The 16,418-nt window shown below is 53.2% G+C and carries 12 protein-coding genes; 11 read left to right on the forward strand and 1 reads right to left on the reverse strand.

Translation table 11 applies throughout. From position 1 onward, the window contains the following. Nucleotides 1–49 precede the first annotated feature (49 nt). The 11 genes from NB063_RS25300 to NB063_RS25350 all read left to right on the forward strand — a co-directional run bounded on the left by NB063_RS25300 (nt 50) and on the right by NB063_RS25350 (nt 15,368). Entirely contained in the window at nt 50–1,519 is a 1,470-nt protein-coding gene (locus NB063_RS25300) for a glycoside hydrolase family 28 protein (RefSeq protein WP_250931822.1), read from the forward strand. A gap of 36 nt (nt 1,520–1,555) precedes the next feature. Next, entirely contained in the window at nt 1,556–2,764 is a 1,209-nt protein-coding gene (locus NB063_RS25305) for an alpha/beta hydrolase family protein (protein WP_250931823.1), read from the forward strand. Between the two features lie 23 nt (nt 2,765–2,787). Further along, nucleotides 2,788–4,626, forward strand: coding sequence for a DUF5060 domain-containing protein (locus NB063_RS25310; RefSeq protein WP_250931824.1), 1,839 nt, complete (start codon nt 2,788–2,790; stop codon nt 4,624–4,626). A gap of 147 nt (nt 4,627–4,773) precedes the next feature. Next, a complete protein-coding gene (locus NB063_RS25315) occupies nt 4,774–5,400 on the forward strand; it encodes a 3-keto-disaccharide hydrolase (RefSeq protein ID WP_250931825.1) in 627 nt (208 codons plus the stop codon). A gap of 38 nt (nt 5,401–5,438) precedes the next feature. After that, nucleotides 5,439–8,177 (forward strand): glycoside hydrolase family 95 protein, encoded by a 2,739-nt coding sequence (locus NB063_RS25320; RefSeq protein WP_250931826.1) that lies wholly within the window; start codon nt 5,439–5,441, stop codon nt 8,175–8,177. 40 nt (nt 8,178–8,217) lie between these two features. Continuing rightward, complete coding sequence (locus NB063_RS25325; RefSeq protein ID WP_250931827.1) at nt 8,218–9,570, forward strand: alpha-L-fucosidase; 1,353 nt, start codon at nt 8,218–8,220, stop codon at nt 9,568–9,570. Nucleotides 9,571–9,600: 30 nt separating this feature from the next. Then, the gene (locus tag NB063_RS25330; RefSeq protein WP_250931828.1) at nt 9,601–10,668 is read left to right on the forward strand and encodes a putative glycoside hydrolase; all 1,068 of its coding nucleotides are present in this window, start codon (nt 9,601–9,603) and stop codon (nt 10,666–10,668) included. 74 nt (nt 10,669–10,742) lie between these two features. Next, nucleotides 10,743–12,179, forward strand: coding sequence for an alpha-L-fucosidase (locus tag NB063_RS25335; RefSeq protein WP_250931829.1), 1,437 nt, complete (start codon nt 10,743–10,745; stop codon nt 12,177–12,179). Between the two features lie 3 nt (nt 12,180–12,182). Then, nucleotides 12,183–12,959 (forward strand): SGNH/GDSL hydrolase family protein, encoded by a 777-nt coding sequence (locus NB063_RS25340; RefSeq protein WP_250931830.1) that lies wholly within the window; start codon nt 12,183–12,185, stop codon nt 12,957–12,959. 309 nt (nt 12,960–13,268) lie between these two features. After that, nucleotides 13,269–14,252, forward strand: coding sequence for a putative glycoside hydrolase (locus NB063_RS25345; RefSeq protein ID WP_250931831.1), 984 nt, complete (start codon nt 13,269–13,271; stop codon nt 14,250–14,252). A gap of 105 nt (nt 14,253–14,357) precedes the next feature. Next, nucleotides 14,358–15,368 (forward strand): glycoside hydrolase family protein, encoded by a 1,011-nt coding sequence (locus NB063_RS25350; RefSeq protein WP_250931832.1) that lies wholly within the window; start codon nt 14,358–14,360, stop codon nt 15,366–15,368. Between the two features lie 473 nt (nt 15,369–15,841). Here NB063_RS25350 and NB063_RS25355 read toward each other — a convergent pair. Then, nucleotides 15,842–16,418 (reverse strand): helix-turn-helix domain-containing protein (locus NB063_RS25355; RefSeq protein WP_407652709.1); only part of this gene is annotated, 577 nt, incomplete at its 5' end.

Here is a 16,418-nt window from a genome sequence, read left to right on the forward strand (position 1 = left end):
CACGACGATGCTATGCGACCCCCCAAAAAGCTATAGAAAGAGACAAAACATGAACCGACAAATTAGCAGCTTGGTATTGATGTGGCTCGGATACACATTTTCGGCTACGCCCCTGTATGCAATTGACAACCAAGCCCTGATCGCTGGAGCGAGGAAGGCGAATGAAGCGAAGGTCTTTAACATCAAGACATTCGGTGCCGTCGGCGATGGCGTCGCGATGGAAACCGAAGCGGTGCAACAGACCATCAATGCCTGTCACGATGCCGGTGGGGGTGTTGTTTGGGTGCCTGCTGGTGATTTTCAAATTGGAACGATTATTCTCAAAAGTAAAGTCACGCTCTCGTTGGATTACGGGGCCAGCTTGCTTGGAAGCACCAATGTGGCGGACTACCCAACTGAAAACCTCAGCAGACCAAGAGAGGGTGCTGCCCATTGCCTGATTTATGCTGAAAACGCAAACAACATCACGATCGAAGGACTCGGCGTGATCGATGGCAGAGGAACTCACGAGAACTTTCCCCGGAACCGGAACGGTGGTCGAAACAAAGGCATCCGCCCGCGCCTGATGCGGATGGAGAGTTGTGAGGATCTGACCTTTTCTGGTGTTACTTACAAGCGTCCAGCGTTTTGGGGGTTGCACCTGATCGACTGCAAGAACATTCATTTTAATGCAGTCACCTTGCGCTTTCGCAACAACAACTACAACAATGACGGTTTCGATCTGGATGGCTGTGAGAATGTGCTGATCGAGAACTGTGATCTTAGCACTGGAGACGACGCGATCTGTTTAAAAAGCTCGTTGAATCCCTGTAGGAATATCGTGGTGCGCGGGTGTCGGGCGGATAGCAATACGGCCGCGGTCAAATTTGGCTCGTCCTCCCGTGGCGGGTTTATCGATATCAGCATCACCAACTGCTATTTTCACGACTGCCCGATGGGCGCCATCAAGCTGCAGTCGGTGGACGGCGGGCGATTGGAAAACGTCAACATCTCCCGAGTGGTCATGAAAGATGTTGGCAATCCCCTATTCTTGTGTCTGGGAAATCGCGGCAGTCACTTTGGCGAAGCACGAGAAGATGCCTCGGTCGGCACGTTGAAGAATATACGAATCAGTGATGTGGTTGCCGAGGTCACTGTAGAGGACCGGGCCAAAGCTGCTGAAGCGGTTTATAAGAACCTCAAGGTGGATGAGACCCCAGGTGTGACTGACAAAGAGAAGTCGAAAGCCGGGCCAATTATGATCACGGGCATCCCAGGTCATTTCGTCGAAAACGTCATCTTGGAAAATATCAAGATCTCTTACCCAGGTCATGGCACCGAGGAAGATGCACAGCGGGTGGTGGCGGAGGACGAGAGTCGGTATCCAGAACAGTTTTTCTTTGGTGTGTTGCCAGCATGGGGTGCCTATCTCCGCCATGCCAAGAACATTGAGTTCAAGAATGTCGAATTGACGCTTCGAGGTGACGACGCGCGTCAAGAGATCGTCATGGATGATGTGGAAGGCTTTGTGAACGAGTGAATGGGAAATTCAAATGAGCACACACGGAGATGTGTAATGGCGAATAAGTTTAGCGTGACTACCCTGCTGACCTTGCTTGCGCTTTGCATGAACGCCCAGGCAGAGCAGGTGGGGCCGTGGGAACTCGACCAATTAACCAAGGTGCCGAAATGGGAAAAAACGGACAAGGCCGCCAAGGAGGGTATGACGGGGATTCTCTTCTCTTCCATTTCCTACAGGGGCAACCCCGTGCAGGTCTTTGCTTACTACAGTGCCCCCAAGGGAACCGCTCCCGCAGAGGGCTGGCCGGCGGTCGTCTGCATCCACGGCGGCGGCGGTACGGCGTTTGACGAATGGGTGAACTTGTGGAACGAACACGGTTACGCAGCGATCAGCATGGACCTGGAAGGGCATCTCCCGATTAGTAAAACCAAAGACAGCAGGAGGCCGCGTCTTTCAACGGACAATCCCGGGCCAAGTCGGGATGGAGTGTTCGGTGACTATGCCAAGCCGATTCAACAGCAGTGGTATTATCATGCCGTCGCGCAGGTCGTGATTGCCCACTCGTTGATACGGTCGTTTCCGGAGGTCAACGCTGAGAAGATTGGCGTGACCGGCATCAGTTGGGGCGGAACGCTGACCAGCACTGTGATGGGTGTCGACAACCGGTTTCAATTTGCCGTTCCCGTCTATGGCTGCGGGTTCTTGCCCGATTCAGACGGCCATCAGGGCGAAGCAATCAAGCCCGGCCAACAGACCGACGTGGTGAATGCGAGTTTTGACGGCTCGGCCTATTTCGAAAACGTCACCATCCCAACGCTGTGGGTCAACGGGACCAACGACAATCACTTCACCATGCCGATCACCCAGCTGTCGTCCCAAGCGGTGCAGGGGCCATCGATCTTACGCTATCAATTTGAAATGAGTCACGGTCACGGTTCCGGCTGGCGTCCGGAGGAAATCTACGCATTTGCCAATAGCGTGGTGAACGAAGGTAAGCCGTTGGTGCAGTTTGACAAACCAACGATTAAGAATGATCAGGCTACCGTGACGTATACCGCTTCCACGAAGATTACCAACGCCGAACTACTTTATACGGCGGACTGGACCAGTGCCTGGCCGAAACGAAAATGGCGCAAGGCACCGGCGACTATTTCAGAGGCAACGCTGATCGCAGACGTGCCGGAAGATGCTGTTGCCTTCTTTTTCTCTGCCACGGATGAGCGAAAGCTGATGACGACATCAGAGTTTATTTTGTCAAGGTAAATCGCGTTTTGCATCGAGCCATCATGAAGCCAATGAAGTTAAACGACGCAATGAAGACGGTGCGCAATTTGATGTGTGCCATCGTTTTTGCGTTGTTGGGACTGCCGCATCCGTCCTTTTCAGCATCGATTGAAGGTGAAAAGAATGATGACGGTAGTTTCAAGCAATGGCACCGCATCGAGTTGGTCTTCGATGGCCCGGAGGCGAATGAATCTTCCGCGACGTTCAGAGATTACCGACTGGATGTCACGCTTACCGCACCCAGCGGAAGAGAGTATGAGGTTCCAGGCTTTTTTGATGCCGATGGAGATCCGGCGAATACATCCGCGGTCAGCGGAAATAAATGGAAAGCGCGCTTCGCCGGTGGTGAGAAGGGCGAGTGGACGTACAAGACAAGTTTTGTCACCGGGAATGATGTTGCCGCAAACTTGGCAGGAGGAACCCGTGGCACTGCCCCGGATGGCGAAACAGGAAGACTGCGAATCGGCTCACAGGATAAATCAGGAAGTGATTTTCGAGCCAAGGGGAAGTTAGAATATGTTGGCGAGCATTACTTGCGTTTTGCCGATGGGGATCACTTTATCAAAGTGGGAGCCAACAGCCCGGAGGTGCTTTTGGAGTACGGTGAATTCGACGGAACCCCCGGGCATGCAAACGACCTCTACACGCCCAACATCACCGACTGGAATCCTGGAGATCCCACTTGGGCAGATGGAAAAGGCAAGGGCATCATCGGATTGATCAATTACCTTTCATCTCTGGGCGTGAACGGGCACTACTTCTTGTGCATGAACGCCTACGGGGATGGCAAAGAGGCTTGGCCTTGGACCGGTGCAGATCACATTGATGTTTATGATGTTTCCAAGCTCGCTCAATGGGAGGTGCTGTTTACCCATTTCGATCGAATGGGATTGATGGTGCATTTCCAACTATCAGAATCTGAGAACACAAATTATCTCGAGCAGCAGGATGGACATGGAGCGTTCTCCAATGCTCGGAAGATTCTCTACCGCGAAATGATTGCGAGGTTTGGTCATCACATGGCCATCACTTGGAATATCGGTGAAGAAAATCAGGCGAAGGGAACTGGCATCCAGACACCCAATACCCATTCCCAAAGAAAAGAGTTCGCAACTCGGATCAGGGAGCTCACGTACTACAACGATCACATTTCCGTTCACAATGGCCCTGCCGGCAAGTTTGCCGATATCTTCCCTCAGCTGATCGGACATGAGGACATCACGGGGCCCAGCCTGCAGACTTACCTCGTCAATCGCAAATTACCGAGCAACCACGACGAGGTGAAAGAGTGGTATGACAGAAGTGCCGCCAGCGGTCACAAATGGGTTGTTTCTGTCGATGAACCTTGGTGGGGCAGGAAGCGACCCAAAGGCTTCGTTGATGTGTTGCGCAAAGAGGTCATCTGGGGCGCTATTATGGCAGGGGGGCACATGGAGTTTTATGCCGGGAGTGACGACGTAAAGCACATCGACTATACGTCCTATGAAGATTGCTGGAAGGCAATGGGCCACGCAGCCAAGTTCATGAATGAAAACTTGGCCAAAGAGATTGTCAAAATGAAGCCGAACGACGCTTTGGCTATCGGTGACAACAATTGGGCCTTAGCAGACGAAGGGCAGTCCTACCTGCTGTATTTACAGAATGGTGGAGAGGCGATCGTAGATTTATCTGGGGCAAACGATCAGGCGTTCTCGGTTCGTTGGTTTAACCCGCGTAGCGGTGGAGTTTTGGTTGGCGGCACACGCGGCACCGTCGTCGGCGGCCCTGAAAAGGTGTCTCTCGGAGTGCCTCCAAATACAACCGATCAGGATTGGGTTGTCCTTATTCAAGCTCCAAGATGACGCAGGGCAGGCCCTTAAAAGAGCACGCACGGGCAACAGTCGCATGCCGACTCTCCTTGAGCTGCCAGGCGTGCAATCCCCGGTGACCTTTCATGACATTCAATCACTAAGCCAAGACTAAATCAAAAAGAAGCTATGAAGAACCGAATGATTGTTGCTGTTGGATTGCTCCTATGCATGGGGGCGACCCTGTTTGGGCAACAAAACTTGTTTGCGCAGTCCGAATCTTGGATGCCCGAGCCAGGTTTTAGCTCCCTATTCAACGGCAAGGATCTCAGCGGTTGGTGCTTCCGCGTCAAAACCCCCAGGCGCGAGACCAACGCCGGAGCGGTGATCGAAACGTTCGATGGAAAGACTAAGACGGACGAGGATCATCGCTATTCAGCCAACGACGGTGTTCTCACGGTCAGTTTTCCGGAAGAAAAGGATCGCCTCACCGGTCAGCTATATACGGTCGCGGAGTTTCCAGAAAACTTCGTGCTGAAACTCGAGTTTCGAGCATCGGTCAACGCGGATAGTGGCATCTTCATCCGCAAGCCACAACTTCAATGTCGTGACTATCTCGTTGCCGGCCCCTACAACGACTTGAAGTACTATAAGCCGCAAGACTGGAATCTGATCGAAGTCACTGTCAATGATGGCGTCGCGCATTGCACGTGTAACGGCGAAGTTCTCGAAGCTGCTCTCGAACTTCCGGAAACCGGTCCCATCGGGTTGGAGGGCGACCGCGGCAAGATGGAATATCGCCATTTGCAGCTCAAGAAGTTGCCGTAATGGGCACTCGTTGCCAATCCCACATCGATAACAATTCAGTGACCACAACGACAAGCGAGTTTTTAAGAACCATGTTGGCACGCAATCTACTGACGACTGTCTTGGCCGCGTCCACACTGTTCTGGACGGGTAGCCATTTCGCTCCGGAGGCTTCGGCGGTGGAGCAGCAATCTGGTTTGGTCGCAGACGGGGCGGGTAAGGCTCTGCGGCTCTGGTACGACGAGCCTGCGCCGGACAGCGATGCCGGCTGGGTCAACCGTTCCATCCCAATGGGCAATGGCTACATGGGTGCCAATGTGTTCGGTGGCACGACGAAGGAGCGAATTCAGATCACTGAAAACAGTCTGTACGACTGGGCGGCAAAGAACAGTGGATTTAAACGCCGCGGCGTGAATAACTTCGCCGAGGTCTATCTTGATTTCGGCCACGAGAACGTCAGTGACTACGAACGGGAGTTGAGCCTGAATGAAGGCGTTTCCTATGTGAAATATGTGCAGGAAGGTGTGGAGTACTCGAGGGAGTATTTCACGAGCTACCCCGACAAGGTGATGCTAATCCGCCTGAACGCGTCGAAGGCGGGGACTTTGTCGTTCACGCTGCGTCCCACCATTCCCTTCCTTGGCGATGGCAAATCAGGGTCCGTCTCGGCGGAGGGCGACACGGTCACGCTGTCCGGTGTCATGACGTACTTCAAGATCAAGTTTGAGGGTCAGTTCAAGGTCATTCCCACCGGTGGCAGGATGAACGCATCAAGCAGTGAAGGCACGATCACGGTCTCGGATGCTGACAGTGCGGTGATTCTGATCGCGGTCGGAACCAATTACCAGTTCGACCCCCAGGTGTTTCTGACCAAGGATCCCGCAGACAAGCTCGCCGGATTTCCCGATCCCCACGCTAAGGTAACGGGCTATCTGGCCGACGCAGCAGTGAAGTCCTATGAGGAGTTGTTGGCAAACCATCAGGCCGACTACACCGAACTTTACGACCGGGTCAGTTTGGATCTCGGCGCCACGGCACCGACGAATCCAACCGACGAGCTAGTCGATGCTTATCCTGATGGCACTTCCAGTCGATACCTGGAGGAACTCGCGTTTCAGTTCGGACGCTACATGCTGATCTGTTCCTCCAGAGCCGGCACACTTCCGCCCCACCTGCAAGGAATCTGGAACGTCTATGAACGACCGCCGTGGTCTTCTCAGTACTTGCACGATACGAACGTGCAGATGGCCTACGCACCGGCCTTTTCCGCCAACCTGCCTGAGCTGTTTGAGTCCTATGCGGACTTCTTCAATGTGTTCGTCCATCGGCAACGGGAATACGCCACGCAGTATATCGAGCAGTACAATCCCGCGCAGCTCGATCCGGACGGAGACAACGGTTGGTCCGGTCCCTTCTGGGCTAACCCGTATGATGTTCCCGGAAAAACCCCCATTGCTGGTTTCGGCACAGGTGGCTGGATTTCTCAAATGTTCTGGGACTACTACGACTACACACGCGACGAGACCCTGTTGGCCGAAACCGTCTATCCCGTGATGTATGAACAGGCCAACTTCGTTTCCCGGTTCGTTCAGGAAATCGATGGTGCGTTATTGGCCAAGCCTTCCTCATCCCCGGAACAATACCTGGAAGGAAAAAGGAAACGCGAGACAATCGGCACCACCTTCGACCAGCAGATGTTCTACGAAAACCATCACAACACACTGAAGGCCGCCAAAATCCTCGGCCGCATCGATGACCGATTGGAGCTGTATGAATCGCAGCTCCCGCGCTTGGACCCGATCCATGTTGGAAAATCCGGACAAATCAAGGAGTTCCGTGAGGAAGAATTCTACGGCGACGCCGGCAGTACCATCGACCCTCACCACCGGCACACCTCCATGCTGCTGGGATCGTACCCGGGTCAGTTAATTAACGACTCAACTCCGGCCTGGCTCGATGCCGTCAAAACAACCCTGACCCTGCGCACCCGCAGCTCCAACATTGGCTGGGCGCGCGCCGAGCGAATCGCCTTTTGGGCTCGTGTGCATGACGGCGATGAAGCGTATCTGTTCTATCGGGATTTGCTGGAAGGAAACTACATGCACAACTTGTTCAACGACCATCGTGGCGGCCAGCTGTTTCAGGCCGACGCCAACTACGGCGCCACGGCCGGAGTCGCGGAATTGCTCCTGCAGAGCCAGGATTACGTCGTGGCCCCGCTGCCCGCATTGCCCACAGTCTGGCCGGACGGCAGCTACCGCGGCCTGCTGGCGCGAGGCAATTTCGAGGTTTCCGCACAGTGGTCCAGCGGACAGGCCACTCGCCTGGAAGTATTGTCCAAGGTGGGCGGAACTTTGAAGCTCAGATACCCCAACATCGCCAAAGCCCTCATAAAAACCGCGGACGGCAAAACGGTAGACTTCTCGGCCAAGGGTACCGACCAAATCATTATTGAAACCACGAAGGGCCAGGCTTATGTCGTCGTGGACATCCCGCTATATCACCCTGTTGCCGCGCCCTCGAACTTGAAAATTGACAAAGGCGGCAGAAGTCAGATCGAGCTTTCATGGACCGGCAGCGCGGATGCGGTGTCGTACAACCTGTACCGCGCGGTAGGTAACGCGCCGGACTATGAGCCGATCGCGTCAGATATCGAGGGTACCCAGTTCATCTACCAAGCCCCCGACCTGACACAGATCGACCAGATGACGCTCAAGGTCACCGCAGTACGGGCCGACGGGCGCGAGAGCGACGAGGGTGCCACGTTGATCCGCCTATTGCCGGCAATGAAGCGGTAGAGAAAGAACCCTGTCGAAGGTTAATGCGAGGAAATCCACAATGAAGACTATTCTTGAATGCATCATTGTCGTCGGCCTGCTGTTGGCGGTGTTTGCGCCAGAGTCCTACGCTCAGTCGGAGTCTAGCAAGGGAAAGGTGGTCAATGACCAGCAGCGCGAAGAGGAGTTCATGGATTGGGGGCTTGGCATGTTCGTCCATTGGTCCCTGGATTCACAACTGGGATCCGTGATCAGTCACTCGATGGTGGGGGCGAACGAGCGGTATCTTGACCGCTACATCAACGAGCTTCCCCAAACGTTCAATCCAAAAAAGTACGACCCGGACGAGTGGATGGCGATCGCCAAACTTGCGGGTGCAAAGTACATGGTTCTGACCACCAAGCACCACAGTGGATTTTGTCTTTGGGATACCAAGACGACCGACTTTGGCATCATGAGTACACCCTATAAGAAGGACATTGTCCGCGAGTATGTCGATGCCTGTCGCAAAACAGGCCTCAAGGTTGGCTTCTATTTTTCTCCGGAGGATTTCTATTTCTTACGTCAACAGGGGCACGTGATTCGCCGGACCGGCGAAGCTACTCGGATCTCCGAAAACCAGGAGCTACTTGAATACGACAAGCGGCAGATCAAAGAGTTGCTGACCGATTACGGTCCAATCGATGTGGTTTTTCTGGATGCGTTTGATAGTGCCCAAATCCGAGATTACGTCCATGACCTGCAGCCGAAGTGCCTGGTGACTCGGGGCGAGATGGCCACGCCGGAACAAAAGATTCCAGATGCACCGATTCCCGGTCCTTGGGAATCGTGTTTTACATTGGGGACGCAGTGGCAATTCAAACCTACCAACGAGGATTACAAGAATGGCGGCAAACTCATTGACATGTTGATCGAGACTCGGGCCAAGGGTGGGAATCTGTTGATCAATATCGGTCCCGAGCCCTCCGGTATCATTCCCCCGGAACAGGAACGAATCTTCCGTGAGCTGGGCCTATGGATGTTCATCAACGACGAAGCCATACACGATGTTCGCCCCAGCAAGGTCATCCGCGAGAACAAGATTTGGTACACACAGTCCAAGGATGGAAAAACAGTCTATGTCTTCTTGACAGAATTCACTGGAAAGAATCGTTGGAATTACGGTGAGCGAAAAGAGATCGTGCTGAAAAGCTGGAAGGCGACGGAGCAGACACGCGTGTCGGTCCTGGGGCAAAACGACAAGGTGCTGGAATACAAACCTGACGCCGACCCCACGTCGCGGTTCAAGCAAACCGAGGCTGGTCTCGAACTCTCGGTAATGCGTGCCCAACGCATCTACAACGATAAGACCTGGCCCAATACTGTGGTCCTGAAGCTTGAGAATGTTGAATTTGTTGAGAATAGAAGACAGTGAATTTGTTGGCTCATGGAGAGGTTATTTTTGATGAATCGATCAAAGGACGTAACGCGACCGTTCAAAGCGAAACTGCTTTTGTGGACAACAGCCGTTTGTGCTGCCCTCATTCCCCAAAACCTCCATGCGCAGCCGGCGGGACCGGGCGACTGGTCCAAAGTGCGTCTTTTCGGTCATGCGTTTCGCAATGACGATTATACGCCTGAACAATACGATTTCATCCGGGACCATTACGCAATCTTTACGATCGAAAAGCGGCATGCAAAGAACATCTATGGTGCAACGAGCACCGAAAAAGCGGCAGCGGAAACCGCCAAGAAACTGCTAAAGAACAACCCGGAGATGCGTGTCCTGCTCTACTGGAGCACCAACACCGCATACAGTCAGTTCTATACCACCGTTCGAGATACGGTTGCACAGCATCCGGACTGGGTTGAAGAGGTTCGGAAAGGAACCGTGCGTTGGACCTATCCCAACGACGACGCCCGAAACTGGTGGGCCGACACGGCCGACCGGTTGGTCAACGATAGTGCCTTGAACGGAGTTTTCGGCGACGGCGCTCCGGGTGCCAACGCCCGGGGCCAATTGAAAAGTGTCGAGAGCTGCCTCGAGCGATTGTCCAGCTTCGTGATCTTCAACGGCTACCGCGTCCAAACCTCCAGCAGGTACGTAGCCGGGGCGAGTACACTTGTTCATGCCGACGGCGTCTTCTGCGAAGCCTTCTTTCGGTCCTCGGTTGAGACCGCTGACGAAGGCGTGAAGTTGATAGAGGAGCTGTTAGCCATTCCGTCTGACAAATACATCCTTTGCCGTGGAGCCGGGGATGGTGCCTTTGGGGCCACCCACGACTTTACGCTCGCCTGCTACTTGGTCATCGCCAACGATTACTCCTTTTACAGTTGGGGCGGCAACGAAAACTCCTATGCCGCCGACGACTCGCTCATTTACTGGTCCGACGACTTTGCTCAAAAGATCGGCAAGCCCTTGGGCATGGCCACCAGAGATGGCTACGCCTATCACCGGGATTTTGAGCACTGCAGTGTCGATGTCAACCTGAGAACCAAGACCTCGTCCATCATCTGGAAAACTGTGGATTGAGTAGACTGACAATCGAAAGAACAGAGTCCTGATATCCTCTCCCCAACTGAAAACGAAACCAAATTGGAAAACAAATGAAACCTTTAGCCTTGTCATTGATCGTTGTCGTATCGGCTATTTTGCCGATGCAAGCGCAAGAGGCTCCCAAAAAAATCGTTCCGGAACATCGTTTCGAATATCGCTTTGACGAGAACTTGAAACAGACAGACGATTCCATTGCACGACAGGAGAAATGGTTTCGCGATGCCAAGTTTGGTGCGTTCATTCACTTTGGCGTCTACTCCACGCTGGAAGGCGAATACCAGGGCCGTGGTTCGGAGCATCGCTACTCGGAATGGATCCAGATCTCTGGCAAGATGACGGCCGCTGAGTACCATCAGGTGGCGGCAAAGTTTAATCCTTCGGAATTCGATGCAGATGAATGGGCCAAAGTCTTCAAGGATTCCGGCATCCGCTATGTCGTAATTACTTCCAAGCACCACGATGGGTTTGCGCTCTTCAAGTCAATGGTCAGCGATTATAATATCGTTGACTACACGCCCTTCAAACGTGACATCATCAAGGAATTGAGCGAGGCCTGCCATCGCAACGGTCTAAAGTTCGGTGTCTACTATTCGCAGGCACAGGATTGGGACGAACCCGATGCGCCCTTCATCGCTCCACGCTTCGACGGAAGGTACAAGCTCATCCATCCCGACCTTCCGGACGATTTTCAACCCGATATGGATCGCTATATCAGCAAAAAGGGGCTTCCTCAGGTCGAGGAACTGGTGAAAAACTATGAACTCGATTTGATCTGGTTTGACACGCCACGGGACATGAACCGGGAACGCGTGAAGTTGTATAGCGACATGGTTCGAAAGCACCGTCGCGATTGCCTGATCAATTCTCGTATCATCCATTCCGGCAAGGGAAAGATCGAAGCTCAGTACCTGCCCTATTACGACTATGTTTCGATTGGTGACAAGGAAGTCCCCACGAAGAAACTTCCGCTATACGTCGAATCGCCCGACAGTGTGAGTTCTTCCTTTGGCTACAAGACCAAAGGCGATTGCTACTACCATAGCGAAAAGGAGATGATTGAACGTTTCGTGGGCACCGTTTGCGCCGGCGGAAACTATCTTCTGAACAACGGGCCGATGGGCAACGGACAGCTCGATCCCGAGGCGATCCGGCTGTATGGCGTGATCGGCGATTGGCTAAAAGTGAACGGTGAATCGATTTATGAAACCCGCCGCAATCCTTTGCAATCGCGACCGCAGTGGGGCGACATTTCCGCAAGCAAGGATGGCAAGACGCTGTACCTACATATTCTCCAGTGGCCCGAATCCGGGAGCATCACTGTCGATGGCCTGCCCATCCAAGTAGCCTCGGTTGTCTATCTGGCAGGCGGTGAGCAAGCCGACTTTGTCCAGGATGGCGACGTGCTGAATCTGAGGCTGCCCGCCAAGCCACTGAACGAATACGACACGGTCGTAAAAGTCATGCTCACCGACAAGCTTGGAGAATAAGCGATGCAGAAACGAATGACGATGCTGGTGTTGGCGGTGCTGCTTTCCGGAGTGACTGTGCTTGCCGTGGAGAGCACGAACCGGGCAGAGGATGCCTGGTACAAGCTGGTGGGTGAGAGGTTTTCAAAACGCCCGGAGTTTGCATTTGTAGAGAATGATCCAACCTTGCCCAATGTGCTGATCTATGGCGACTCGATATCGATCCATTACACGCAGCGCTTGCGGGAAAAACTGAACGGCCAGGCAAATGTGTACCGGCTGTTTCGCAATGGAGGCGACTCCAGCACGTTCATTGCCAATATGAGCAAGATGCACGACGCCATGCACGACGAACGTCTTGACCACCCCTGGGATTTTCAGTGGGACGTCATTCATTTCAACGTCGGTCTCCATGATCTCAAGTATCTTCGGGGCAGGAAGCTGGACAAAACCAACGGAAAACAGGTTTCTTCGCTGGAGACCTACCAGAAGAACCTTGGCGAGATCGTGGAATATCTACGGACGCTTGCACCTGATGCTAAACTCCTCTTCGCAACCACGACGCCGGTCGCGCCAGACGAACCAGGTCGCAAGGTTGGCGACTCGGCTAGGTTCAACGCTGCTGCCCGCGAGGTGTTAGCGGGATATCCCGACGTTTCGATCAATGATCTGCACTCGTTTACCAAGCCGCATCATTCCGAGTGGTGGGTTGCTCCAAACAACGTTCACTACAACGAAGCCGGCAGCAATGCGCAGGGGGATGAAGTGGCGAGAGTTATCCTTGAGTCGCTTGAGAACTAAGCTTTTTTGCAGAGTGATCCGTTTAAAAGTCAGAGTGCCGCAGTCGCAAGAAAGTTGAACATGAAGACAAATAAAATCAAAAACCAAATGCCTTGCCGAGCTTTGCGAACAATCGTTTTGCCTTGTTTGGTGGCGTCGTATTTGACTGCTGCGTCAACGTTTCTTGCTGCTGAAAATTTGTCCGGACCGTTAGATGACAAATCATTACATATCAGCGACGGAAGCCGGTTTGTGCCTCAAGAATTCTTTCCCGTGTTCAGCTGGGACACGGTACCAACGTATTACATGTTTGGAAACGAGCATCGGCTGTTGACGCGTGAGGAAGTCGAGTTCATTGCCCAGCAGACGGATTTTCTCTGTATCGAAAAGTCGCATGGAGTGAAAGAGCTCGGTGCCGCTGAATTGGGCGCTAAGCATGAAGCCGCTGCTTTGAAGAAGATCAATCCTGATATGAAGGTCCTGTTCTACTTCAATGCAGCCTATGCGTGGCCTTTTACCTCCTACAACAAAAACTTCACCAAGGATCGCATTGATGAACTTCCTGAGCTCAAGCAGTTCCTAATCCCGCACTCGAAAACCGGCAAGTTGGCCGACCAGTTTGGTGCTTTTTGTTTTGATGTGTTGAACCCCGATTTTCGTGACTGGTGGGTGCAGACGGTGACGAAGGGAGTGCGAGAATCGGGATGTGACGGAGCCTTTATCGATCAAATGCATGGCAATGTGAAGCTTCGCAAGAACAAGAGCGTGGAGATTCAGAGGGCCATGGGTGAGATGATGACCGATCTCAAGGAGAGTCTGGGACCTGACAAGATTCTTCTTGCGAACAATGCATACAGCGAGGATGCCAAGTATGTGTATCCCGCCAGCGACGCGATCATGTTTGAAAACTATGCAAGCACAAAATCTAGCAAGGAAAGTCTGCTGTCCGAGTGGATACAAATGCGAAGAAATGCCAAAAAGGGCAAGATCTCGGTTTTTCGCCTCGGCGTCGAGGGAACAGGCCGTAGAAACATCAAGCCGAATATGCCAGAACTCGCGAAGGAAAATGTGGAGTTCGCTTTGGCTTGCTATCTGATTGGTGCGCAGCCGTATTCTTATTTCTTATACAGTTGGGGTTGGAAGCTAGCATCGGGCGCATTAGTGGACTATCCCGAATTTCACAAACCGCTTGGTCCACCCAAGGGGGCCGCAAAGCGAACCACCCCCGGTGGCTGGGAGTTTACCCGCGAGTTTGAACACGCCAGCGTTTGGGTGAACACCGAAACCCGGCAATCCAAGATCACTTGGCACTAACGATCTCGGAGAACGTAGATCATCAAAATACTCAGAAGGGACAACTACATGACAACGATGACACTCTCCTCAGGCTGCAAATCACACCCCAGGTTTGGCTTATTGATGCTTTGCCTGCTTATTCTGGCTCCTGCCTCTCTCGCCTGTGGCGACGAGCCGATGAAGGAATCCGCCTTTGGAAAGTCGCTCGTTCCCGGGAAGTTCATCTTGCCGGCCAAGGATGGTTGGTGGAATTGGGGGATGGCGCCTATTTATGACGAGCAGGGTCAGCTGCACATCTTCAATTCATCGATTCCCTACAAGGGCGAGAACGGAATGGGATATTGGCAGTCAAAGAGCATCATCAACCACTATGTGGCGGATTCCGTTGAGGGACCTTATCAGTTGCTCGGCGCCGTGTTTTCAAGCGATCAGCGGACGTATCACAATCCACAGATTTCGAAGGTCGGAGATGCGTACGTGCTCGTGTTCTTGTGGAAGTCGGTGGAGAAAGGCAGCTTGCAGTCGATCGGGATGGCGACGGCCAAATCCCTTCACGGGCCTTGGACTGAAAATCCGAACAACCCAATCATCCGCCCGACCCCGGGCACGTCCAATTCCGCGCATGCCTCCAACCCCAGTTTCCTGGTTGACCGGGAAGGGAAATTCAGAATCTATTACAAGTCCATGTCGAAGGGATCCAAGTTCAGGGAGATTTCCGTGGCCATCGCGGACAAGCTCGAGGGGCCGTACATGGATAGCCCTGAGAATCCTTTGATCAGCTTCAAGCACATGCAGCGCGACATCGAAGATCCCTACGCGTTCTTCTACCGCAACACCTATTACATGATCACGGAAGATCGCATGGATGTTGCGAGTGCGCTAAGTGGAGAACCTTCGCTCGACGCAAAGCCTGGTGGGAATCGTCCTGGGCTGTTGTTCAAGTCCTCCGATGGCATTCACTGGGAGCGTCCCAAGTTCAGCTACAACACAGACGCGCACTACTTCGGAAAGGAACTCTCACGCACCGAACGCCCCCATATCCTTTGGAAAGACGGAAAACCGGAATACCTGTTTCTCGCCAATCATGGCAGCAAGGAGGCCGGTTTCTATCTCAAGATTGAGAATTGGAAATAGAATGAATCCAGTTTTGGGGGACAGAATGATCGTGCGTCGATCTTCCTGCAATGATGCGGGAACAAAGATGGGAACTAAAGAAACAGTCATGAAAAACTACGTTAGATCGAACATATGGAGCTACCTGCTGGCATCGGTGTTCATGTTGAGTATGACGACTTTTGTTTGTGCTCAGGAGGCGCGTGAAGAAAGGAATGAATCGAATACCGTGGACACCTTCCCGGATCCTTTGCTAGGTACCAGCGGCCGTCGACCCTGGTCTCGATCCGAGGTGTCAACGGAAAATCCCGCACCGGCTGCGGCTGCATGTTTGCTTCCTCGATCATGATGTACTCCGCCATGCTCGACGTTAGTAACGGGCCGACGCTGGCGTGATACAGAACCGCGAGTGATCCACCGGTGGCTTACTGAATGTAATTCATGTCCCCTTTGTTGCAGTAGGTTCTGTCATAGGCAGACACGGTTCGGAACCGCTACGCTTTCGCCATCCGTTTCTTCTCGTGGCGAACGGTCCAGGCACTTACTCCAGCTCGGCGGGCGATCTCTCGCATGCTGAGGTTGCTGTTGGTGAGAAGGTCGCGGATCTGGTTGATCTTCTCCTCGGGGATCTTGCGGCTTTTGGGGCCGGTGTTGAGGTTCTTACCTTGGCTGACCGCCTTGAGATTTTCGGCGGAGTGGAATTGTTTGTACGCTCGTGATACCGTGTTGCCGGTGGAGTCGAGTTTCTCTGCAATCTGTTCGAAAGTAAGGCCTTCTTCCTCTCGCAGTCGTGCGACCTCGGGACCGATCTTTGCCGTCTTGCTGTTGGGGTTCTTGCGTCGGATGCTGAAGTCGGCCGGTGGGATGAATCTCGGGTCGTTCTTTGCCCCCCACTCAATCGCCCTTTTGACGGTCGAGGGATCGATCTCTAGTGCTACCGCGATGCTGTTGCACGGCGACCCCGCTTTATGCATCTTGATCGCATCTGCCGCAATTCGTTGATAATTCGGAAAGTCCACAATGGTGATCGGCAATGCCTCACCCATTGTCCAACGTAACCGTTCACCAGAA

This window comes from Aporhodopirellula aestuarii (assembly GCF_023701485.1).
In the GTDB taxonomy this organism is placed as follows: Bacteria; Planctomycetota; Planctomycetia; order Pirellulales; family Pirellulaceae; genus Rhodopirellula; species Rhodopirellula aestuarii.

Coding starts and splice junctions, on each gene's coding strand:
- NB063_RS25310 (WP_250931824.1), top strand. CDS start 2,788: ATGAAGCCAATGAAGTTAAACGACGCAATGAAGACGGTGCGCAATTTG.
- NB063_RS25350 (WP_250931832.1), top strand. CDS start 14,358: ATGCTTTGCCTGCTTATTCTGGCTCCTGCCTCTCTCGCCTGTGGCGAC.
- NB063_RS25340 (WP_250931830.1), top strand. CDS start 12,183: ATGCAGAAACGAATGACGATGCTGGTGTTGGCGGTGCTGCTTTCCGGA.
- NB063_RS25335 (WP_250931829.1), top strand. CDS start 10,743: ATGAAACCTTTAGCCTTGTCATTGATCGTTGTCGTATCGGCTATTTTG.
- NB063_RS25315 (WP_250931825.1), top strand. CDS start 4,774: ATGATTGTTGCTGTTGGATTGCTCCTATGCATGGGGGCGACCCTGTTT.
- NB063_RS25330 (WP_250931828.1), top strand. CDS start 9,601: ATGAATCGATCAAAGGACGTAACGCGACCGTTCAAAGCGAAACTGCTT.
- NB063_RS25300 (WP_250931822.1), top strand. CDS start 50: ATGAACCGACAAATTAGCAGCTTGGTATTGATGTGGCTCGGATACACA.
- NB063_RS25305 (WP_250931823.1), top strand. CDS start 1,556: ATGGCGAATAAGTTTAGCGTGACTACCCTGCTGACCTTGCTTGCGCTT.
- NB063_RS25325 (WP_250931827.1), top strand. CDS start 8,218: ATGAAGACTATTCTTGAATGCATCATTGTCGTCGGCCTGCTGTTGGCG.